This is a genomic window from Pseudomonas lundensis, assembly GCF_002269125.1.
Classification (GTDB): Bacteria; Pseudomonadota; Gammaproteobacteria; order Pseudomonadales; family Pseudomonadaceae; genus Aquipseudomonas; species Aquipseudomonas lundensis_A.
Genome location: NZ_NQKI01000005.1, coordinates 142,669 through 163,580, shown reverse-complemented (window position 1 = coordinate 163,580; position 20,912 = coordinate 142,669). Strand labels below are relative to the sequence as shown.

Genomic DNA, 20,912 nt, shown 5'->3' with positions numbered 1-20,912 from the left:
TCATCATCTCGTGATCAATGCGGCGGGCATTTTTTGCAGCACACCGATCCAGTTGGGGGGCGTGCCGATACCGGGCATACCTGATCTTGTTGAGCCGCTGATCGCCCTGGCGCCAGCTCCGCAAATTGAGGCACTGAGGGCGGCCGCACGTGGAGCAAAGCCGATCTGCCCGGTTTGCGAAAAAATGCCGAGCATTCAAGCATGAGCCGCGCTTACTTGCTGCTCGACAGTTGCCAGATCGAAAACCTTCCCGTCCGATTGGTGGACCTGGCCCCCGGATCAATCCCTCATGTTTTGTACCGTATGACCCAATACGCTGAGTTGACGATTTGCAGTCCGTTATTAGTCTGCGTCGAAGCTCACAGCCCGTTGGCGCACACCTTTGAAATGCATTGGCAGGACAATGCAGGCATCTGGCTGGAAAGTGATGTTGACGAAGACCTTTTGATTGCGCACTTGCGCAGCCTGGTTCACGCCCGGGTAGACGGCGATGTGAGCGTGTTATTCCGTTATTACGACCCCCGGATTGCCCGATTGTGGTTGCAAGACTTGCCTGCCGGTGTGCGTGAAAAAGTGATGGGCCCCGTCAGCCTGATTCGCTTGCCTGGTTGTGAGTTCCGTCGTAATGGGCCTGCGCAGGCCGGGGCCGACTATGCGCATATCCCTTGGTTGAAACTCAACGTCCCACAGATCGAGCACCTCGGCCAAGAAGGGCGAGGTGTCATCCTGCAGCGCGTACTGGAACATGCTGAGCAGTATTTTCCGGAATATGTGCACGGGCTGGCGTTAGCTGCGCGCAAGCAATGGGCGATTGCTTGCTGCGGCCATGCCGAGCGTCAGGGGTTTGGGGCTGTGGATGAGGTGATGCGCTGGGTCAGTGTTTACGGTCATTTTGGTGACACTTTCCCTGACGGCCCCGCTCACACGCGGTATCGCCAGTTACTGGCAGCTCGCGAGCTTTCACCTAAAGAGCGCCTGGACAAGGTGCTGGACGAGTTCAAACGCCAAATTGCATGCGCAGAGGTTGCCCTATGAGCACTGAGCAACGACTCGCCAGGCTCTCACAACTGGAGGCGGCTGACCGGGCTGCCCGTGGCCATGAACATATCGACATTCATAGTGCCGGCGGCCAGTGCCCGGCTCACCAGCCTTACCTTTTTGTGCTGCCGGTACGGTACGCGCTGAGCGAACAGGCGGCGACACACAGCGCCTCTCAACCGGGCATTGTTCCCGACAGTCATCCCATGGCCGCGCGATTGCTGCGTGAAGGATTTGTGTATGTGTGGCAAGGCAGCAAAGGGCTGCAGCGCTATGCCGTGGCGATCAACGGATGCCTATATGAGCAGGCGCTACAGGCCGATGACACGCGGGTTGAACGCGGCAACCTCCATGGCCTTACGCTGAGCAAGCATGAGCCGGTCTCGATGCTCTACAGCGAATACCCCCTTTCGCCCGAGGCTTGCCAGAACTTGTATGACCCGCAAGTACGTGCCCAGCGCATGCGCGCACTCGATTTACGCCAGCTTGCCAATGAATTGCAGGCCCCTCACTGCGTACCGCTTAATAAAGCGAATGAGCTCATGGGCGAACTGATACCTGAAACCTATGCGCGGGCCGTCACCCTTGACCATTTACGCAACGGCCCAGCGCATAAGGCCCACGAACAGCAATTGGCACAGCGACTGTTCGAAAACCGGCCCACCGACAACATTCAGCACAACATCACGGCATTAACCGATGCCCGGCGCTGGAACCAAGAACGCGCCAGCGTAGCGGCCGGCCATCCGGATATCACCGCAGACGACACGCCGCCCGGTGAGTGGAGCGCAGTGCCGTGGACGCCGATCAGCGTTCGGCAACAGCTGGAACTCGCCCAGCAGCAGGCTCAAGGCTTATATGCCGTACTGGCTTGCCTGGATGACGATCTGGGCGTTTTGCGTGATATCAATCATGAACAGGAACAGGTCGAAAGCCAGCATGAGCAATGGCAGCAGGACCACCAGCTGCGCTTGAGCATCGGCGGATTCATACGCAGCCTGATTACCGAAGATGGCGCTGAAATTGCGGGACAGGTGAGTTATCGCTACCGCGAGCACCTCCTTGAGCTGACCCCTGAGCAAGGTGAGCAACTGCTGAGGGTTGATCATGAACTCGAAGAGCTGTTTCGCGAAGAAGCACGGTTGAATCAAAAGCGCGGGCGTCATTCAAAGTATTGGGAAGGTGCTGTCAGGCTGGAAGAAGTGCAGGCTCAAATAAAACGTACGGTAGCGCCGGTGCGTGAATTCATTCCTGCTCATTTGCACACGGAAGTTGAAGCGTTGGTGCGCGATTACCGAGCATCAAAAGTGGCTAATCTGGAAAACCGTTTCGTCAGTGAAAAGGTTGAGCAGTACATTGACTTACCGGCCATGAATACGTGGCTTGATCACACTGCCCCCACCCATTTTGCTCAGGTTCAACAGCGCCACACCCGACTCTATGCCGACCGGGGGGTGTATTTGGCCCGGCACCATAGCGGCACCTGGGTTGTCGATTTCCACGACCCCGCTCACCTGACATGGCTTGGCCGCTTGGCCATTGCCTGTCTGAGTGCGCAATGCCTGCGCAAACAGGGTGCCGAGCAATATGCCGACTACGTGCGCAGTGCCGATGAAGGCGCGTTACGTCAGTTGTTCTACGGCTGGAGCCCGACACTGGAGGCGGCTGTCATCGGCATCAGCCGGTCCGCAGAGTTGATGACGGCATTGAGTCTGGAAAACCAGGCCAACGCCGAACAGGCCTTGATCAAAATACTCGGCCCGCTGGGCGTGCCGATCCTTGCCAGCCTCGCCGAACTTGCTCGCGAGGCTGACAGTGCGTGGAATACCCTTATCAAACGCTTGGGGGCAGCATTGCTGTTACTGGGAGGTGAGCCCGGCACGCCGTTAAGCGGGGCGTGGATGAGCATCATGGTTGCCGCGCGCGTGGGCAGTGAAACCGGCTTGCGCCTGATCGATCAGGGCGGGCGGCAGGTGTTGCAACTGGTCGGTAAAGCTGCCGAAGAACTTACTCAGTGGGCAAAAATAACCGGTAAAGCCATCGGCACAGGGCACGTCGCCAGTATCGTTAACTCGCCTGCGGTGCAAAATAGCGGCGGCGTGATTGCATTGGCGGCATTGCTGCTCAATAGCTGGAATGCGGGGCGCTATCTGAGCCAGGCGCAGGTGCTGGAAGGGGTGGATCAACAGCGTCAGTACGAGACGGCGTCTGCCACGTTATATGCCGCAGCCGCGCTGGTGGCGGTGATTGACGCTCAGGTCAGGAAGGGTTTTTGGGGAGGGAGAGGCGTTGAAGTCATTTCTTTGAAGGCCGGTAGAACTTCATACATCGCCTCCGTTATGACAATGCTGGGTGGCATTCTTGGCTTTCTTTCTTCCATAGCAGCATTTATGGAATACAAAGCACTTCAAATTCAACTAGATAACATGCAGGGAAATTTAGATCCGTGGTTGAAAGTGCGGCAGACAGTATCTGCGGGATTTGCTATAGCGTCTGGCGTACAGGCGATGCTCGGTATAATACACACCTCTAAAAGCATGGTTGCAAGCTATGGGGTCGCGCTAGCACAGGCCAGTTATTTAAGATGGTTGGGACCGATTAATGTGGTATTAGCGGTCTTAGGCGTGTTTTATGTGGTTTCTTGGTTCATGCAGCGGACGCCCTTACAGAATTTTCTTGCTCATTGCTGTTGGTCAAAGTTGAGGGCGGGGAAGTGGGAAGTTATTGCGTACGAAGCCCAGGCTAAAGAGTTGATGGAGTTACAGAATATACTGTTTACGCCGCGCCTCAGTTTTGAAAACGGGTCCAGCCAAGAGTTAGTGGATAACTGGGACGGTTTTCGATATGTCTCGACAGTTGAATCTCTGACAGTGGATTTGCCAGGTGCTGGTTTTTATGGCTCGTATGTTGATATTTCTATAGTGGGTGATCCTGTTGATACGATTGCTTATAGAAACATGATTAAAAATAACGGCTCTGGCCATCTTGTCGTCCCGCCGAGACCGATGCGGGATATAGGTAAGTATTGGATTGAAACCAGTACGTGTAACTGGATACCGTATAAGGAAGGGCAGGGTATACGTTTGTCGGGACTGTTTAACCTTGTGCCTGATGTTCTTGGGACTCAACCTCGTCTGGTATCGGTGCGTATACGATACCGAACCCCCATCACTTCAATGTTGAACCTGTCAGAGTTTATTGGGGGGCAAGAAGGGCTCGCATTTACTTGCTCTCCGCTCATCGGTTTGGTGGCGGTACGCGATGCTCCAACTCCAGAATTGAATAAAGCTGAGCGTTTACGTGTGCGTATCGAAGACCATGGTAAAAGTTTAAAGCCCTTGAGTATTAGGGAATGACTCTTCCGCCAGCAGGTACAAGTCAGAAAGGTTTTTTTTCACAAAACGAATATTTGGCGCCGTTAGCAGTGCCAACCGGAGAAGTTGCGAATGACGTGCTGGGTAGTGTGTGGATAAAAAATGACGTTTATATGGATGTCGGTTTATTCGCAATAGGTCAGGCTATCGTCGTGTTATGGGTAAATGTATTAATTTTTACTGCGGTTGCCTTTTTTTGGGGTGATTGGGATGTTCTTTACTTGGGCATCATTTTGTTTGCTTATCCTATTTATCTTCTTGTCACTGTCTTGAAAAAGCCGGTGCCTTTGCCTGCTCGTTTTAATCGCCAGCGTCGAGAAGTTTGCGTTCCGATTAATGCTAGCGAATATTGGATTGTTCCGTGGGAAACCGTTGTCGCCCAAGCGACTGAGTGTTATTCAATGACTCAAGCAGGAAAATATTCAACAGGCGGGGGATTGCTCGTGGTGTTCAAAAATCCTGACCCTGAGGCGGATGAGAAAGTTAAATACTGCCGTTTTTCTTTTGCCAGTGGCAGTACCAGGGCCTCAAAAATGGTCTGGGAGTGTATGCGTAGTTACATGGAAATCGGGCCCGACGCAGTTGATACTCCACCCCAATATCATCCGTACACCAAGGGGGTATTAGCAACCTATTGGGAGCAACTGGGCGAGGCTGCCAGTCGCAAGGGCTGGCCGTTGGCATTGCTATGGGAAGGCTTTTTCGGTGTATTTGTATTTAATGTGTTGTTCATTAGCGCCGTGCACAAGCTAAAACTAAACCCCCCTCCAGAATTAACCTGGCCGGAGATTGTTGAGTGGTCTAAACCGATACCACCCGAGCAGTGGGCCAAGCGCTCGCCCGAGCTGGAGGCGGCCATTGCGCAGCGCGAAGCGGAGCTGGCATTGCGCGATTAGTCAGTGCCAGACGTGCCAGTCCGGCTCGCGAAGCAGGCGTTCCGCTATCGCGAGCAAGGGGCTGGCCGGATCGATCAGGCCGTTTCGGTCGGGTCGTGGGGTTTGCGGGTGGCACGTACCACGGGGCGCAGCAGTTCGGTGGGCGGGGTTTCGCAGCTGATTTTGCGGCCCAGCTTGGTTTCGATAGCAGGCAGTTGATACGAGTCGTCTTCACCGGCAAAGCTGATGGATACGCCGTCTGCACCCGCACGCCCGGTTCGGCCAATGCGGTGGACGTAGTCGTCCGGCACTTCCGGCAGGGTGAAGTTGATCACGTGGCTGATGCCGTCGATGTGAATGCCGCGACCCGCCACGTCGGTGGCGACCAGAACGCGGATTTTACCTTCACGGAAGCCTTCCAACGTCTTGATGCGTTTGTGCTGGGGTACGTCGCCCGACAGTTGCGCGGCGTTGATGCCGTCACGTACCAGCCGCTCTTCGATGCGGCGCACTTCATCCTTGCGGTTGGCAAATACGATGACACGATCCCAACCGTTGTCATTCACCAGGTTGAACAACAACTTGTACTTATCGGCCCCGGCTACGGCGTAGACGTGTTGCTCCACACGGTCGCTGGCCACGTTTTCGGATTCAATTTCCACGATTGCCGGGTCGGTGGTCCATTGCTTGGCGAGGTTCATGACGTCTTCGGTGAAGGTCGCGGAGAACAGCAAGGTCTGGCGTTCGGCTTTGGGCGGGGTCTGGCGGATGATCTGGCGCACCTGCGGAATGAAGCCCATGTCCAGCATGCGGTCGGCTTCGTCGAGGACCATCACTTCAACCATGTCCAAATGCACTTCGCCGCGCTGGTTGAAGTCCAGCAGGCGGCCCGGGGTGGCTACCAGAATGTCGCAGTGACGGGCTTCAAGCTGTTTGAGTTGTTTGTCGAAGTCCATGCCGCCTACGAACGTCATGACATTGAGGTCGGTGTATTTGGTCAGGTCGGCTGCGTCTTTGGCAATTTGCACCACCAGCTCGCGGGTCGGCGCGATGATCAAGGCGCGGGGCTCGCCCATGTAGCGTTCTTTGGGCGGCGGGGTTTGCGTCAGTTGACTGATGATCGAAATCAGGAACGCGGCGGTTTTGCCGGTACCGGTCTGTGCGCGGCCAATCGCATCACGGCCTGAGAGGGTGTAACCCAATACGCCCGCCTGAATCGGTGTGCAATAAGGAAAACCCAGGTCCTGGATAGCGTGCATCAGCTCGGGCGCGAGCTTGAAGTCGTGAAAGCGGGTTTTGCCTTCTTGAGGCTCTACCACGAAATCTTCGAGTTTCCAGGGGATGACCGGTGGCTTGGGGGTCGCTTCCCGGCGCGGTTTGGTCGGCTTTGGTTTTTCGCTGCGTGCCGAAGGTGCAGCAGGCTGTGCGTCGGGCGTTGTCACCGAGGCATCAGCGGGAGCAGGCTGGGCGCTGTGTTGCGCGTCGGTTCGCGGGCCGGGGCTGCTGGAAGGTGCTGTGGAAGCAGGCGCGAGCGGCTCAGCCTCGCTTTTACCGAATATTTTTTTGAGTGCTTTGAGCACGGTCATCTCATCAGTTGGTTAAGGAGTGTACGCCGGGCAGTGTAATGCAAGTCGCGTGCTCGGCGTAGTGAACGACAGGATGTTTCGGTTTTAACTCAGACGCGCCTTGAGCCAGACGCCTATGTCCCGGATTTCCTCAGGTAACACTTCATGGCTCATGGGGTATTCCTGCCAGATCACGGTTACGCCGCGGCTCTTTAAATGTTCATACGCCGTGCGACCCATGGAGTTTTGGACTACATCATCGTACTGACCGTGTAGGCACAAGGCCGGAATGCGTTGCTGACTGGCGGACAATTCCATTTCATCGCTGAAGGTTGGCGCGTAGGTGGAGAGGGCAATTACGCCACCCAATGCGCCCTGCCATTTCAGGTACGCGGTGTGAAATACCACGGCGCCGCCCTGAGAAAACCCGGCCAGAAAAATACGGTTGGCATCTATCCCGTGTGCTTTCTGTTGATCGATCAGCTCAATGACCATCCGGGCAGATTCATTTAACTCGTCTTCGCTGATTGATCGGGCCGGGCTCATGGCCTTGATGTCGTACCAGCTGGGCATGGGATACCCGCCATTGATGGTGACTGGGCGAGTGGGTGCCTGCGGCAAAACAAAACGTGTAGTCAGCAGGTTTTCTTGCAGCGCTTCGGCCACCGGCAAGAAGTCATAACGATCCGCGCCCAAGCCATGAAGCCAGATAACACAGGCATCAGCGGGCTTTGGGGGGTCGAGGATAAGAGGCTCGGTCATGGTTGCTCCATCGTTGTGCAGGCGTGCCATCAGGGGGCGCGGCTTGAGTACGAGTTCGTTTAACGTTTGGCGAAAATGTCTATTGCTTGAACGATTTTTCTGAAAATAAGCGCGCAATGTCGCAGGGCGTGTGACTGGTACGCGCTTTGCTATGAGCTATGGGCGTCTCTGCATATTTCCGGCGGTAACACTAACAGGCAACTGCCGTCGGGGGGATAGCAAAAAGCCCGAAGGTGAAGCTGGACAAGGAGTTCAACCGCTCAAGTGAGCGCTTCAGTTTGAAGGCTTGTGCGATGCACCCATCGCTCAAGGCTTATGCCGCTTGACCTCATTTAATGCCAACACAGGTCAACAGTGCCTCACAAGGGGGCGGCGGGTCTTGTTCAAACACAATAAAAGCAAGACTTGGAGGTTTGAATGAAGCAGTTGAAATCCACTTTGGCCCTGGCCACAGCAGCCGTAGTCCTCACTATGAGCGGTTTTGCCCATGCGGGTGCAACGCTGGACAGCGTGAAAAAGAAAGGCTTTGTGCAATGTGGTGTGAGTGACGGGCTGCCCGGTTTTTCGGTGCCGGACGCGTCCGGGAAAATTCTCGGGATTGATGCGGACATTTGCCGCGCCGTGGCCGCCGCTGTGTTTGGTGACGCGACCAAGGTCAAGTTCAGCCAGTTGAATGCCAAAGAGCGTTTCACGGCGCTGCAATCGGGCGAGGTGGATGTTCTGTCGCGTAACACCACGTGGACCAGCTCCCGTGATGCAGGCATGGGCATGGTGTTCGCCGGCGTGACGTACTACGACGGCGTGGGGTTTTTGGTGAACAACAAACTGGGGGGTCAAAAGCGCCAAGGAGCTGGACGGCGCCACCATTTGCATTCAGGCGGGCACGACCACTGAGCTCAATGTCTCTGATTACTTCCGCGCCAATAACCTTACATACACGCCGATTACCTTCGACACCTCTGACGAAAGCGCCAAATCGCTGGAAAGCGGGCGCTGTGATGTGCTGACCTCCGACAAATCGCAGCTGTACGCGCAGCGCACCAAACTGGCGACACCTGGCGATTACGTGGTGTTGCCTGAAACCATTTCCAAAGAACCCTTGGGGCCGGTGGTACGCAAGGGCGATGAGGATTGGTTCAGCATCGTCAAATGGACCCTCTACGCCATGCTCAATGCGGAAGAGGCCGGGATTACTTCCAAAAACGTGGTGGCAGAAGCCAAGTCCACGAAAAACCCGGACGTTGCACGCTTGTTGGGCGCTGATGGTGAATACGGCAAAGACTTGAAACTGCCCAAGGACTGGGTCGTGCAGGTCGTCAGTCAGGTTGGCAACTACGGCGAAGTGTTTGAGAAAAACCTCGGCAAAAGCACACCTTTGGCCATCGACCGCGGGCTCAATGCCCTGTGGAACAACGGCGGGATCCAATACGCACCCCCTGTGCGCTGATAGCGCTGTCACCCGGCCGCTCCAAGGCCGGGTGATGTTATGTCCATTTTTTTCAGGGGTTCAACATGCAGACTAAAGTCGGCGCACTCAAGCCCAGGCTTAGCCTGAGCGATCCACGTGTGCGTGGGTGGGTATTTCAGATCGTCACTGTGGTGCTGGTGGTCTGGCTGGGCGCGTATCTGTTTGACAACACCCAGACCAACTTGCAGCACCGGGGCATTACGTCGGGGTTTGATTTTCTGGAGCGCAGTGCCGGATTCGGCATCGCGCAACACTTGATCGATTACACCGAGTCCGACAGTTATGCCCGTGTTTTTGTCATCGGCTTGCTCAATACCTTGCTGGTTTCGGCCATTGGCGTGGTATTGGCGACGATGCTGGGTTTCATTATTGGCATCGCGAGGCTGTCACCCAACTGGATGATCAACAAGCTGGCGACGGTATACGTTGAGGTGTTTCGCAATATTCCGCCCCTGCTGCAAATTCTGTTCTGGTATTTCGCTGTGTTCCTGACCATGCCGCTGCCGCGCAACAGTCACAACATTGCTGACACCTTCTACATGAGCAATCGCGGGCTGAACATGCCCGCAGCGATGGCCACCGAGGCCTTCTGGCCATTTGTATTTAGCGTTCTGCTGGCTCTCGTGGTTGTGGTCCTGATGGTGCGTTGGGCCAACAAGCGCTTTGAAGACACCGGCATGCCATTTCATAAGTTCTGGGCGGCGCTAGGGCTATTGGTAGTGATTCCGGGTATTTGCGTGTGGCTGACGGGCAGCCCGGTGCATTGGGAAATACCGCAGCTCAAAGGCTTCAATTTCGTGGGTGGCTGGGTGCTGATCCCGGAGCTGCTGGCCCTGACCCTTGCCCTCACGGTGTACACCGCTGCATTTATTGCTGAAATCGTGCGCTCGGGTATCAAGTCAGTCAGCCATGGTCAGACTGAAGCCGCGCATTCTCTGGGCCTGAAATCGGGACCGACGCTGCGCAAGGTGATCATTCCTCAAGCGTTGCGGGTGATTATTCCGCCCCTGACCAGCCAATACCTGAACCTGGTGAAAAACTCTTCGCTGGCCGCAGGTATCGGTTATCCGGAGATGGTGTCGCTGTTTGCAGGGACGGTTCTCAATCAGACCGGCCAGGCAATCGAAGTCATTGCCATCACCATGAGCGTGTACCTGGCCATCAGCCTTAGCATTTCGCTGTTGATGAACGTGTACAACTCGCGCATTGCGCTGATCGAACGATGAGGGCGCGACCATGACCACTCATGTTTTCAAACCCGACTTGCCTGCGCCGGGCACGCGCATTGGCCTGCTGGCATGGGCTCGGGCCAATCTGTTTTCCAATGCGTTCAACACCGTGCTGACCCTGCTGGCGTGCTATCTGGTGTGGCTGATCGTGCCGCCGTTGCTGAACTGGGCGATTCTCGATGCCAACTGGGTTGGCACCACCCGCGAAGACTGCACCAAAGACGGCGCGTGTTGGGTGTTTATTCAGCAACGCTTTGGTCAATTCATGTACGGCTACTACCCCAGCGCGTTGCGCTGGCGGGTGGACCTGAGCGTCTGGCTGGCGGTGCTCGGGGCCGCGCCGCTGTTCGTATCGCGCTTCAAGCACAAGACGGTCTACGGACTGGGCTTTTTGGTGGTGTACCCGCTGCTGGCCTACACCTTGCTGCACGGTGGTTATTGGGGCTTGAGCCCTGTTGCCACCAGCCAGTGGGGCGGTCTGATGCTGACACTGGTGATTGCCACGGTGGGCATTGCCGGTGCCTTGCCGCTGGGTGTGTTGCTGGCGCTGGGCCGTCGCTCCGATATGCCCGCCATCCGCGTGGTATGCGTGACCTTTATCGAGTTCTGGCGCGGGGTGCCGTTGATCACGGTGTTGTTCATGTCGTCAGTGATGCTGCCGCTGTTTCTGCCCGAAGGCATGAACTTCGACAAGCTGCTGCGGGCGTTGATCGGGGTGATTCTGTTCCAGTCGGCTTACGTGGCCGAAGTGGTGCGCGGCGGGTTGCAAGCGATCCCCAAGGGCCAGTACGAGGCCGCGGCTGCCATGGGCCTCGGTTACTGGCGCAGCACCGGGCTGGTGATTTTGCCGCAAGCCTTGAAGCTGGTAATCCCCGGCATCGTCAACACTTTCATTGCCCTGTTCAAGGACACCAGCCTGGTCATCATCATTGGCCTGTTTGACCTGCTCAACAGCGTCAAGCAAGCAGCAGCGGACCCCAAATGGCTGGGTATGGCGACCGAAGGGTATGTATTCGCGGCCCTGGTGTTCTGGATTTTCTGTTTCGGTATGTCCCGCTACTCCATGCACCTGGAGCGCAAGCTGGACACAGGCCACAAGCATTAGGAGACGTGCGTCATGAGTGAAGCCATCAAACAGACTGCCGAGCCACAAGGCATCATCCAGATGCTTGGGGTGAACAAATGGTACGGCCAGTTCCATGTACTTAAAGACATCAACCTCAATGTGCAGCCAGGGGAGCGGATAGTGCTGTGCGGGCCTTCGGGCTCGGGCAAGTCCACCACAATACGTTGCCTCAATCGCCTTGAAGAACACCAGCAGGGACGCATCGTGGTGGATGGCGTCGAGCTGACCAATGACCTCAAACAGATCGAAAGCGTGCGCCGTGAGGTGGGCATGGTGTTTCAGCACTTCAACCTGTTTCCGCACCTGACCATCCTGCAAAACTGCACGCTGGCACCGATGTGGGTGCGCAAGATGCCCAAGCGGCAAGCCGAAGAAATTGCCATGCATTATCTGGAACGGGTGCGCATTCCCGAACAGGCGCACAAATACCCAGGGCAATTGTCGGGTGGGCAGCAACAGCGGGTGGCGATTGCCCGGGCGTTGTGCATGAAGCCCAAGATCATGTTGTTTGACGAACCGACGTCGGCACTGGACCCGGAAATGGTCAAGGAGGTGCTCGACACCATGATCGGCCTGGCACAAGACGGTATGACGATGCTCTGCGTGACCCATGAAATGGGCTTTGCCCGGACCGTGGCGAATCGGGTGATCTTCATGGATAAAGGTGAAATCGTTGAGCAGGCCGCGCCCAACGATTTCTTCGACACCCCGCAAAACGATCGGACCAAGTTGTTTCTGAACCAGATCTTGCACTAGGCCTGTCGTGACACCCGCAGGCTGCGCGCTTTGATCACATCAAAGCGCGCAGCCTCCTACCTCACACGCCCGGATTGCCCCCGGCGTCTTCGTCTGGCTAAGATGTCCCGAATCTTTTGAGGTCCGCGCCAGCAACACTGCGGCGCTCTCAATACCGACATCGGCTGCGACCTGCTATTTCTCCTGCGCCTGATTATTGCCGTGCACAACCCGGCGCTCAGCGAGCTGTATCACGACAGCTCCAGTGGCGTCTGCAGCCAGTTGCGTCACACATCGACTATTCACCCGCGCCGCCCGTCGGTGTTCGATCGGCACATCGAACGGCAGGCTGCTGTCGAACAATAAGACCCTCAACGGGCGATGGCGTTTTGCCGGACGTTGAACAATAAACCTTGAACCGGAGCAGGCCATGACGAGCAATCCGCCACACCATAACGACAGCCCCGAACCCGCACGCCATCTGGAAGATCTGGATCAATTGCTGATTGATGCCGAGGTGGACGACGAAGTGGTCCAACAAGCGCCTCCTGTGGTGGTGCGCCCCTGGTTGTTGCTGCTGGGCCTGGTGCTGGTGGCGTTGAACTTGCGCCCGGCGTTGTCGAGCATGGCGCCGCTGTTGGGCGAGGTCTCTGATCAATTGGGGTTGTCGGCCGCGCAAGCAGGCTTGCTGACCACCTTGCCGGTGTTGTGCCTCGGCATCTTCGCGCCCCTGGCGCCGATACTGGCCCGGCGATTCGGCACCGAGCGCGTGGTGTTGGGGATCTTGCTGACACTCGGCGGCGGCATCGTGCTGCGCAGTTACCTGGGGGAAAACGGTCTGTTTGCCGGCAGCATTCTGGCCGGTGCCAGCATCGGGGTAATCGGTGTGCTGTTGCCCGGCATCATCAAGCGGGACTTCGCCGGGCATGCTGGCACCATGACCGGGGTTTACACCATGGCACTCTGTCTGGGCGCTGCGCTGGCTGCCGGGGCGACCGTGCCGCTGAGCCATTATTTTGATAACAGTTGGGCGATAGGGTTAGGTTTCTGGGCGTTACCGGCGGTGTTGGCCGCGTTCTTCTGGCTGCCGCAAGTGGGCAAGCGTCAGGGCGCGCATAACGTGGCTTACCGGGTGCGCGGTTTATTGCGTGACCCGTTGGCGTGGCAGGTCACGCTGTATATGGGCTTGCAATCGTCCTTGTCGTACATCGTGTTTGGCTGGTTGCCGTCGATCCTGATTGGCCGTGGGTTGACCCCGACGCAAGCCGGGCTGGTGATGTCCGGGTCAGTGATCGTGCAACTGGCCACCGCGTTGACCGCGCCCTGGTTGGCCACGCGGGGCAAGGATCAGCGTCTGGCCATTGTGTTGGTGATGGGGATGACCCTGGCCGGTTTGTTTGGGTGCCTGTATGCGCCGCTTAACGGCTTGTGGGGCTGGGCCATTGTGTTGGGGCTGGGGCAGGGCGGGACATTCAGCTTGGCGCTGACCCTGATCGTGTTGCGTTCGCGAGACGCCCACGTCGCGGCCAATTTGTCGGGGATGGCGCAAGGCATCGGCTACACCGTGGCCTCCATGGGCCCGTTTGCCGTGGGGCTGGTCCACGAATTGACCGGTGGCTGGAACGCCCTGGGGTGGATTTTCGGCGTCGTGGGCATCGGTGCGATCATCGCCGGACTGGGGGCCGGGCGTGCGAAATACGTCAATGTCGTCAGCGAGAAGATCTGAAGCCATAGTGTTTCTGCTCATGTCGGATTATCGTGCACGAATTCCATCCTGCACGGACCCCGTCATGAGCCAAGCCCACCACGCGTTGATCACTCGTTTCTATCAAGCATTCCAGCAGCTGGATGCCGAAACCATGGCGCAGTGTTACACCGAAGACGTGCTGTTCAGCGACCCGGTGTTTGGCGAGTTGCGTGGGCAGGACGCTCGTGACATGTGGCGCATGCTCACGTCCCGGGCCAAGGATTTCACCCTCAGTTTCAACCAAGTGCAGGCGGACGATCAGCAGGGCAGCGCGCATTGGGTGGCTACTTATGTGTTCAGCCAGACCGGGGCGATTGTCATCAACGACATTCAGGCGCGCTTTGTTTTTCGCGACGGCAAAATCTGCGAGCACCATGACCATTTCGACCTGTGGCGTTGGTCGCGTCAGGCGCTGGGTATCAAAGGCACGCTGCTGGGCTGGACGCCGCTGGTGAAAAATGCGATCCGGGCCCAGGCGAAAAAAGGTCTCAAGGCCTTTCAGGCGCGCGGCCAAGGGCTGTAACAGTGACCGCAGTAACCGAATCTTGTGAAGCGACAGCCGCGAGTAAACCCTGGTTTGTGTACCTGGTGCGGGCTGCCAACGGGGCGTTGTATTGCGGTATCAGCGATGACCCGCATAAGCGTTTTGCCAAGCATCAAAGCGGTAAGGGTGCGCGCTTTTTTGCGTCCAGCCCGGCGGTAGCACTGGTGTATGTCGAATGCTGGCCCGACAAAGGCGAGGCGCTGCGTCAGGAGCGGCTGATCAAAAAGCTCAGGAAGAGCGCCAAGGAGTGCCTGGTAAAAAGCCAGGCATAGCGGTAATCGGTCTGCGCGGGTGAGGGGCAGGCATTTATCCGTTGTCGCCCTTGGCAGGCGGTGCGCCGTTTATTTCAATGCGTCGAGGATCGCCTCGGGCTTGAAGTCGCGAATCAGCGTGCCATTCACATCGAGTATCGGAATCCCGCGTCCGCCCAGCGCTTCATACGCCTTGCGCGCGACAGGGTCTTTGTCGATATCGAATTCGGTGTACGGGATGCCTTTTTCGTCGAGAAAGCGGCGGGTGGCTTTGCAATACCCGCACCACTCGGTGGCGTAGAGCACAACACGGGCGTTGGCCCGGGTCTGCTCGGCAACAACGCCCGAAGGGTTGAGCACGCGTTCAATCTTGCCCCAGTTCTGAAAAATCACCACGACCACCAGCACGAACAGGACTTTTTTCAGGATCCCGTTGAACATTATTTGTTGCGCTTGAGCTGGTCGAGCAGTTGGGTCGGCAAGCCCTTGAGGATCAGCGTGCCGGCCTCTTCGTCAAATTCCACTTTGGAGCCCAGCAAATGGGCTTCAAAACTGATCGACAGGCCCTCGGCACGGCCTGTGAAGCGGCGGAACTGGTTGAGGGTGCGTTTGTCTGCCGGGATTTCCGGCGAGAGGCCGTAATCTTTGTTGCGGATGTGATCGTAAAACGCTTTCGGGCGCTCTTCGTCGATCAACTCAGACAGCTCTTCAAGGCCCATCGGTTCGCCGATTTTGGCCTGGCTGCTGGCGTAATCGACCAGGGTTTTGGTTTTCTCGCGTGCGGACTCTTCTGGCAGGTCTTCGCTTTCCACGAAATCGCTAAAGGCTTTAAGCAGGGTGCGGGTTTCGCCGGGCCCGTCGACGCCTTCCTGGCAGCCGATGAAGTCGCGGAAATACTCTGACACCTTCTTGCCGTTTTTGCCTTTGATGAACGAAATGTACTGCTTGGACTGTTTGTTGTTCTGCCACTCGGACAAGTTGATCCGCGCTGCGAGGTGCAACTGGCCAAGGTCCAGATGACGCGACGGGGTCACGTCCAGCTCTGCGTTCACCGCCACGCCTTCGCTGTGGTGCAGCAGGGCAATGGCCAGATAATCGGTCATGCCTTGTTGATAGTGGGCGAACAGTACATGGCCGCCCACTGACAGGTTGGACTCTTCCATCAGCTTTTGCAGGTGCTCGACGGCTACGCGGCTGAAGGCCGTGAAGTCGGTGCCGCCATCCAGGTACTCCTTGAGCCAGCCGCTGAACGGATGCGCGCCGGATTCGGCATGGAAAAAGCCCCAGGCCTTGCCTTGTTTGGCGTTATAGCTTTCGTTGAGGTCCGCGAGCATGTTCTCGATGGCCTGCGACTCGGCCAATTCGGTGTCGCGGGCGTGGAGAACAGCGGGCGTACCGTCGGGTTTTTTCTCAATCAGATGGACGATGCAATGACGGATCGGCATGGGCTTCTCGGCGAGTGATCAGAAGACAGGGGGCAGGCCCCGCGAAAGCGGCAAGTGTAACGCACCTGAGCCTTTGGACGGCCTTCGCACCGGGGTTTAGGGTGCTTCTGTCGGCCGGGAGGCGTTTTTTTACGGTTTTAACGCGATAAAGCTGACCAAATGGGCAGGTAGAGGCGGATATTTGGCCGTCTCTGTGCTAGTTTTGCCCGGTCTTGCGCTGGGTAACGGCGCAAAGCGCGGATTCAGCATGTGTCAGGTCGAACCAAACTCCGTTTCAGCACTCTACATCCGCGATTCGTCGTGAAAGCAAACGGGCGTGCCAGACCCCCAATATCTGGCTCGATAGCTGACTTTGCACTCTGCAAACCAAATGAATTTGATAGGGAAGGAACATCTCAATGGCTATTACTAAAGACCAACTGATCGCCGATATCGCTGAAGCTATCGACGCGCCGAAAACTACCGCGCGTAACGCTCTGGACCAACTGGCTCAGATCGTTGCTGATCAATTGGAAAATGGCGGCGAAATCACTCTGCCAGGTATTGGCAAACTGAAAGTGACCGAGCGTCCTGCCCGTACTGGCCGTAACCCTTCGACTGGCGCAACCATCGAAATCGCTGCCAAGAAAGTGATCAAACTCGTTGTGGCCAAAGGCCTGACTGACGCTGTTAACAAGTAAGACACTTGTTAAAAAGCCGCGCCCCGGAGCGATCCGGAGCGCGGCTTTTTTGTGGGCGCTTGTTGCCGGTTATTTCCAGTTCTTCTCGCGCCACAGTTGTTGCTGTTCTTTATCGTGGAAGGTCCAGGCCACAAAACGGCTTTGCTTGTTGCCCTGGGACATGTCCACCACCTGGCTCTCGCGAACGCCTGCTTTTTTCAGGGCGGTCTGGATGGCCGGCAAGTTGGAGGCTTTGGACACCAGTGTGCTAAACCACAGCACCTGACGGCCCACTTGCACGCTTTCGCGGATCAACTGCGTGACAAAGCGCTGCTCGCCGCCTTCACACCACAACTCTGCGGCCTGGCCGCCAAAGTTCAGGACCGGCAACTTGCGTTTTGGGTCTGCCTTGCCCAGTGCCCGCCATTTACGCTCGCTGCCGCGCTGTGCTTCGTCCAATGACGCGTGGAACGGCGGGTTGCACATGCTCAGGTCAAAACGCTCACTGCTTTGCAGCACGTCCAGCAGGATTTTCTGCGGGTTGGGTTGCTGGCGCAGGCTGATGGCTTTGTTCAAACCGTTGGATTGCACGATGGCTTTGGCCGCCTTCAGGGCGATGGTGTCGACCTCCGTGCCGAGGAACTGCCAGCGGTAATCGCTATGACCGATCAGCGGGTACACGCAGTTGGCGCCCATGCCGATATCCAGCACGCGCACGCTCGGGCCACGCGGAATCACGCCGTCATTGAGGGTGGCCAACAGGTCCGCCAGAAAATGCACGTAATCGGCGCGTCCCGGGACGGGTGGGCACAGGTAGTCAGCCGGGATGTCCCAGTGCGCAATGCCGTAGAACGCTTTGAGCAGGGCGCGGTTGAACACCCGCACGGCGTCCGGGTTGGCGAAGTCGATGCTCTCTTTGCCGTACGGGTTGATGATCACGAACTGACCCAGTTCGGGGCACACCGAGATCAGTTGCGGGAAGTCGTAACGCCCCTGATGGCGATTGCGCGGGTGCAAGCTGGGTTTGACCCGTGGTGCAGCCGGCTTGGCTTCGCTGGCAGCCTTGGGCTGATGGCGTGTGGCTTTGGAAGTGCGTGGGGTTGTCATGTTCAATTCATTCCACAAAAGCAATCGCGGGCAAGCCCCGAGGCTCCCACAGGAGCATCAGGCCTTGCCCGCGATCAGGTGCGCAGCGTGTTTACAGGCTGGAAATCCGCGCGTGCTGTTCTGCCAACTTGCTCAAAGCCTGTTCGGCTTCGGCCAATTTGGCGCGTTCCTTGTCGATGACTTCGGCCGGGGCCTTGTCAACGAACGCGGCGTTGGAGAGTTTTCCGCCTACGCGGGCCACTTCGCCGTGCAAACGCTGGATTTCCTTGTCCAGGCGCGCCAGTTCTGCATCTTTGTCGATCAACCCGGCCATTGGCACCAGCACTTCCATCTCGCCGACCAGCGCGGTGGCGGACAGCGGGGCTTCGGCGCCGTCTTGCAGCACGGTGATCGACTCGAGTTTAGCCAGCTTTTTCAGCAAGGCATCGTTCTCGGCCAGACGGCGCTGGTCTTCGGCACTGACGTTTTTCACGTAGAGCTGCAACGGTTTGCCGGGACCGATGTTCATTTCGCCACGGATGTTACGCACGCCGAGCATTAGGCCCTTGAGCCATTCGATATCATCTTCGGCGGCCTGGTCGATGCGCGCTTCGTTCGCCACCGGCCACGGTTGCAGCATGATGGTCTTGCCTTCAACGCCCGCCAGCGGCGCGATGCGCTGCCAGATTTCTTCGGTGATGAACGGCATGAACGGATGCGCCAGGCGCAGCGCCACTTCCAGTACCCGAACCAGCGTGCGCCGGGTGCCGCGCTGACGTTCAACCGGCGCATTTTCGTCCCACAGTACCGGCTTGGACAGTTCAAGGTACCAGTCGCAATACTGGTTCCAGATGAACTCATACAGCGCTTGTGCTGCCAGATCGAAGCGGAACTGGTCGAGGTGACGGGTTACTTCGGCTTCGGTGCGCTGCAACTGCGAAATGATCCAGCGATCGGCCAGCGACAGTTCGTAGGCTTCGCCGTTCTGACCGCAGTCTTCGCCCTTGTCCAGCACGTAACGGGCAGCGTTCCAGATCTTGTTGCAGAAGTTGCGATAGCCTTCGACGCGGCCCATGTCGAACTTGATGTCACGGCCGGTGGAGGCCAGCGAGCAGAAGGTGAAGCGCAGTGCGTCCGTGCCGTAGCTGGCGATGCCGTCAGCGAATTCGTCGCGGGTCTGCTTCTCGATTTTCTTAAGCAGTTTGGGCTGCATCAGGCCGGTGGTGCGTTTGGCCACCAGGTCTTCGAGTTCGATACCGTCGATGATGTCCAGCGGGTCCAGAACATTGCCTTTGGACTTGGACATCTTCTGGCCCTGACCGTCACGCACCAGGCCGTGAACGTACACGGTCTTGAACGGAACTTGCGGGGTGCCGTCTTCGTTTTTCACCAAATGCATGGTGAGCATGATCATCCGGGCAACCCAGAAGAAAATGATGTCAAAGCCGGTGACCAGTACGTCGGTCGAGTGGAAGGTTTTCAGCGCGTCGGTTTTTTCCGGCCAGCCAAGGGTAGAGAACGTCCACAGGCCCGAGCTGAACCAGGTGTCGAGCACGTCGTTGTCCTGTTGCAGCGCAACGTCCGGGCCCAAATTGTTTTTGGCACGGACTTCGGCTTCGTCGCGACCGACATACACCTTGCCCGACTCGTCGTACCAGGCCGGGATCCGGTGGCCCCACCACAGCTGACGGCTGATGCACCAGTCCTGGATGTCACGCATCCAGGAGAAGTACATGTTTTCGTACTGTTTGGGCACGAAGGCGATGCGCCCGTCTTCAACTGCGGCGATCGCAGGTTCGGCCAGCGGTTTGGTCGACACGTACCACTGATCGGTCAGCCACGGTTCGATAATCGTGCCGGAGCGGTCGCCCTTCGGAACTTTCAAGGCGTGGTCGTCAACGCTGACCAGCAGGCCGGCCTCGTCAAAGTCTGCGACGATCTGCTTGCGCGCTTCAAAACGGTCCAGACCGGCGTATTTGGCTGGCAGGGTGCCGTCGATGGTCTCATTCAGTGTGCCGTCAAGGTTGAATACTTGAGCAGCGGGCAAGACCTTGGCGTTTTTATCGAAGATGTTCAGCAGGGGCAGGTTGTGGCGCTTGCCGACTTCGTAGTCGTTGAAATCGTGGGCCGGGGTGATTTTCACGCAGCCGGTGCCGAATTCAGGGTCGCAGTAATCGTCAGCGATGATCGGGATGCGACGGCCAACCAGCGGCAGCTCGACGAACTTGCCGATCAGGGCTTGGTAGCGTTCATCGTTCGGGTTAACCGCCACGGCGGCGTCGCCGAGCATGGTTTCCGGGCGCGTGGTCGCAACGATCAGGTAATCGTTGCCTTCAGCGGTCTTGGCGCCGTCGGCCAACGGGTACTTGAGGTTCCACAGGAAACCTTTCTCGTCGTGGTTTTCCACTTCAAGGTCGGAAATCGCTGTGTGTAATTTGGTGTCCCAGTTGACCAGGCGCTTGCCACGGTAGATCAGGCCGTCTTCGTGCAGGCGCACGAACGCTTCTTTCACGGCTTCGGACAGGCCGTCGTCCATGGTGAAACGCTCGCGGCTCCAGTCGACGGACGAGCCCAGGCGACGGATCTGACGGCTGATATTGCCGCCGGACTGGTCTTTCCACTCCCAGATCTTGTCGAGGAACTTCTCGCGACCCAGGTCGTGGCGGTTCAGGCCCTGCGCTTCGATTTGGCGCTCCACCAGCATTTGGGTCGCGATACCGGCGTGGTCGGTGCCCGGCTGCCACAGGGTGTTGCGACCCTGCATGCGGCGGAAACGGATCAGGGCGTCCATGATCGCGTTGTTGAAACCGTGACCCATGTGCAAGCTGCCGGTGACGTTCGGCGGCGGGATCATGATGGTGTACGGGTCGCCCGCGCCTTGCGGGGCAAAATAGTTTTCTTCTTCCCAGGTTTTGTACCAGGAAGTTTCGATGGCGTGCGGCTGGTAGGTCTTATCCATGCGCGGCGGGACCCTATTGGCATTAATTCAGGAAAGCCGGCAAGTATAG

The 20,912-nt window shown here is 57.5% G+C and carries 18 protein-coding genes and 1 pseudogene; 13 read left to right on the top strand and 6 right to left on the bottom strand.

What is annotated here, in order from left to right; all coding sequences use genetic code 11:
* The 4 genes from CJF39_RS23155 to CJF39_RS05465 form a co-directional block, all read left to right on the top strand.
* The coding region (locus CJF39_RS23155) for a hypothetical protein (RefSeq protein WP_212555975.1) at nt 1-205 on the top strand (205 nt) is incomplete at its 5' end.
* Nucleotides 202-1,035: a DUF4123 domain-containing protein gene (locus tag CJF39_RS05475; RefSeq protein ID WP_094992516.1), complete on the top strand. Its 834-nt coding sequence runs from the start codon at nt 202-204 to the stop codon at nt 1,033-1,035. The genes CJF39_RS23155 and CJF39_RS05475, both read left to right, overlap by 4 nt.
* Nucleotides 1,032-4,394 carry a toxin VasX gene (locus CJF39_RS05470; protein ID WP_249275318.1) on the top strand — a complete coding sequence of 1,121 codons (3,363 nt, stop codon included), beginning with the start codon at nt 1,032-1,034 and terminating at the stop codon, nt 4,392-4,394. Before CJF39_RS05475 ends, CJF39_RS05470 begins: the two co-directional genes overlap by 4 nt.
* Nucleotides 4,391-5,308, top strand: a complete 918-nt coding sequence (locus CJF39_RS05465) for a DUF6708 domain-containing protein (protein WP_094992515.1) — start codon at nt 4,391-4,393, stop codon at nt 5,306-5,308. The genes CJF39_RS05470 and CJF39_RS05465 overlap by 4 nt, the downstream gene beginning before the upstream one ends.
* A gap of 74 nt (nt 5,309-5,382) precedes the next feature.
* On the opposite strand, the gene rhlB is transcribed toward CJF39_RS05465, so the two are convergent.
* Together rhlB and CJF39_RS05455 are read right to left on the bottom strand one after the other, a co-directional pair.
* Nucleotides 5,383-6,873, bottom strand: a complete 1,491-nt coding sequence (rhlB, locus tag CJF39_RS05460; RefSeq protein WP_094992514.1) for an ATP-dependent RNA helicase RhlB — start codon at nt 6,871-6,873, stop codon at nt 5,383-5,385.
* A gap of 84 nt (nt 6,874-6,957) precedes the next feature.
* Nucleotides 6,958-7,614, bottom strand: coding sequence for an alpha/beta hydrolase (locus tag CJF39_RS05455; protein WP_094992513.1), 657 nt, complete (start codon nt 7,612-7,614; stop codon nt 6,958-6,960).
* A 417-nt stretch (nt 7,615-8,031) separates the two neighbouring features.
* Here CJF39_RS05455 and CJF39_RS05450 point away from each other — a divergent pair.
* The 8 genes and pseudogenes from CJF39_RS05450 (at nt 8,032) to CJF39_RS05420 (ending at nt 14,735) form a co-directional block, all read left to right on the top strand.
* Nucleotides 8,032-9,061 (top strand): annotated as a pseudogene (locus tag CJF39_RS05450) (amino acid ABC transporter substrate-binding protein).
* A 65-nt stretch (nt 9,062-9,126) separates the two neighbouring features.
* Nucleotides 9,127-10,308: an amino acid ABC transporter permease gene (locus CJF39_RS05445; protein WP_094992512.1), complete on the top strand. Its 1,182-nt coding sequence runs from the start codon at nt 9,127-9,129 to the stop codon at nt 10,306-10,308.
* A 10-nt stretch (nt 10,309-10,318) separates the two neighbouring features.
* On the top strand, nt 10,319-11,416 hold the full coding sequence (locus CJF39_RS05440; RefSeq protein WP_094992511.1) for an amino acid ABC transporter permease: 1,098 nt from the start codon (nt 10,319-10,321) through the stop codon (nt 11,414-11,416).
* A 12-nt stretch (nt 11,417-11,428) separates the two neighbouring features.
* Nucleotides 11,429-12,193 carry an amino acid ABC transporter ATP-binding protein gene (locus CJF39_RS05435; RefSeq protein ID WP_094992510.1) on the top strand — a complete coding sequence of 255 codons (765 nt, stop codon included), beginning with the start codon at nt 11,429-11,431 and terminating at the stop codon, nt 12,191-12,193.
* 201 nt (nt 12,194-12,394) lie between these two features.
* Nucleotides 12,395-12,538, top strand: a complete 144-nt coding sequence (locus CJF39_RS22955; protein WP_169964115.1) for a hypothetical protein — start codon at nt 12,395-12,397, stop codon at nt 12,536-12,538.
* Between the two features lie 40 nt (nt 12,539-12,578).
* Nucleotides 12,579-13,898, top strand: a complete 1,320-nt coding sequence (locus tag CJF39_RS05430; RefSeq protein ID WP_094992509.1) for a CynX/NimT family MFS transporter — start codon at nt 12,579-12,581, stop codon at nt 13,896-13,898.
* A 64-nt stretch (nt 13,899-13,962) separates the two neighbouring features.
* Nucleotides 13,963-14,442 carry a nuclear transport factor 2 family protein gene (locus CJF39_RS05425; protein WP_094992508.1) on the top strand — a complete coding sequence of 160 codons (480 nt, stop codon included), beginning with the start codon at nt 13,963-13,965 and terminating at the stop codon, nt 14,440-14,442.
* 2 nt (nt 14,443-14,444) lie between these two features.
* Nucleotides 14,445-14,735, top strand: a complete 291-nt coding sequence (locus tag CJF39_RS05420; protein ID WP_094992507.1) for a GIY-YIG nuclease family protein — start codon at nt 14,445-14,447, stop codon at nt 14,733-14,735.
* Nucleotides 14,736-14,804: 69 nt separating this feature from the next.
* Here the strand turns inward: CJF39_RS05420 and CJF39_RS05415 are convergent, their stop codons facing one another.
* Together CJF39_RS05415 and yejK are read right to left on the bottom strand one after the other, a co-directional pair.
* Nucleotides 14,805-15,155, bottom strand: coding sequence for a glutaredoxin family protein (locus CJF39_RS05415; protein WP_094992506.1), 351 nt, complete (start codon nt 15,153-15,155; stop codon nt 14,805-14,807).
* Nucleotides 15,155-16,159: a nucleoid-associated protein YejK gene (gene yejK / locus CJF39_RS05410; RefSeq protein ID WP_094992505.1), complete on the bottom strand. Its 1,005-nt coding sequence runs from the start codon at nt 16,157-16,159 to the stop codon at nt 15,155-15,157. The genes CJF39_RS05415 and yejK overlap by 1 nt, the downstream gene beginning before the upstream one ends.
* 398 nt (nt 16,160-16,557) lie before the next feature.
* Between yejK and CJF39_RS05405 the strand changes: the two genes are divergently transcribed.
* Nucleotides 16,558-16,839 carry an HU family DNA-binding protein gene (locus CJF39_RS05405; RefSeq protein ID WP_094992504.1) on the top strand — a complete coding sequence of 94 codons (282 nt, stop codon included), beginning with the start codon at nt 16,558-16,560 and terminating at the stop codon, nt 16,837-16,839.
* Nucleotides 16,840-16,908: 69 nt separating this feature from the next.
* On the opposite strand, the gene rlmF is transcribed toward CJF39_RS05405, so the two are convergent.
* A complete protein-coding gene (gene rlmF / locus CJF39_RS05400; RefSeq protein ID WP_094992503.1) occupies nt 16,909-17,925 on the bottom strand; it encodes a 23S rRNA (adenine(1618)-N(6))-methyltransferase RlmF in 1,017 nt (338 codons plus the stop codon).
* A 91-nt stretch (nt 17,926-18,016) separates the two neighbouring features.
* Nucleotides 18,017-20,863, bottom strand: a complete 2,847-nt coding sequence (locus tag CJF39_RS05395; protein WP_094992502.1) for a valine--tRNA ligase — start codon at nt 20,861-20,863, stop codon at nt 18,017-18,019.
* Nucleotides 20,864-20,912: the final 49 nt, after the last annotated feature.

Bases quoted from the DNA above. Each gene is read 5' to 3' on its own strand.
- CJF39_RS05405 (WP_094992504.1), top strand. From the start codon at position 16,558: ATGGCTATTACTAAAGACCAACTGATCGCCGATATCGCTGAAGCTATC.
- CJF39_RS05415 (WP_094992506.1), bottom strand. From the start codon at position 15,155: ATGTTCAACGGGATCCTGAAAAAAGTCCTGTTCGTGCTGGTGGTCGTG.
- rhlB (WP_094992514.1), bottom strand. From the start codon at position 6,873: ATGACCGTGCTCAAAGCACTCAAAAAAATATTCGGTAAAAGCGAGGCT.
- CJF39_RS05395 (WP_094992502.1), bottom strand. From the start codon at position 20,863: ATGGATAAGACCTACCAGCCGCACGCCATCGAAACTTCCTGGTACAAA.
- CJF39_RS05445 (WP_094992512.1), top strand. From the start codon at position 9,127: ATGCAGACTAAAGTCGGCGCACTCAAGCCCAGGCTTAGCCTGAGCGAT.
- CJF39_RS05465 (WP_094992515.1), top strand. From the start codon at position 4,391: ATGACTCTTCCGCCAGCAGGTACAAGTCAGAAAGGTTTTTTTTCACAA.
- yejK (WP_094992505.1), bottom strand. From the start codon at position 16,159: ATGCCGATCCGTCATTGCATCGTCCATCTGATTGAGAAAAAACCCGAC.
- CJF39_RS05475 (WP_094992516.1), top strand. From the start codon at position 202: ATGAGCCGCGCTTACTTGCTGCTCGACAGTTGCCAGATCGAAAACCTT.
- CJF39_RS05435 (WP_094992510.1), top strand. From the start codon at position 11,429: ATGAGTGAAGCCATCAAACAGACTGCCGAGCCACAAGGCATCATCCAG.
- CJF39_RS05470 (WP_249275318.1), top strand. From the start codon at position 1,032: ATGAGCACTGAGCAACGACTCGCCAGGCTCTCACAACTGGAGGCGGCT.
- rlmF (WP_094992503.1), bottom strand. From the start codon at position 17,925: ATGACAACCCCACGCACTTCCAAAGCCACACGCCATCAGCCCAAGGCT.
- CJF39_RS05455 (WP_094992513.1), bottom strand. From the start codon at position 7,614: ATGACCGAGCCTCTTATCCTCGACCCCCCAAAGCCCGCTGATGCCTGT.
- CJF39_RS05425 (WP_094992508.1), top strand. From the start codon at position 13,963: ATGAGCCAAGCCCACCACGCGTTGATCACTCGTTTCTATCAAGCATTC.
- CJF39_RS05440 (WP_094992511.1), top strand. From the start codon at position 10,319: ATGACCACTCATGTTTTCAAACCCGACTTGCCTGCGCCGGGCACGCGC.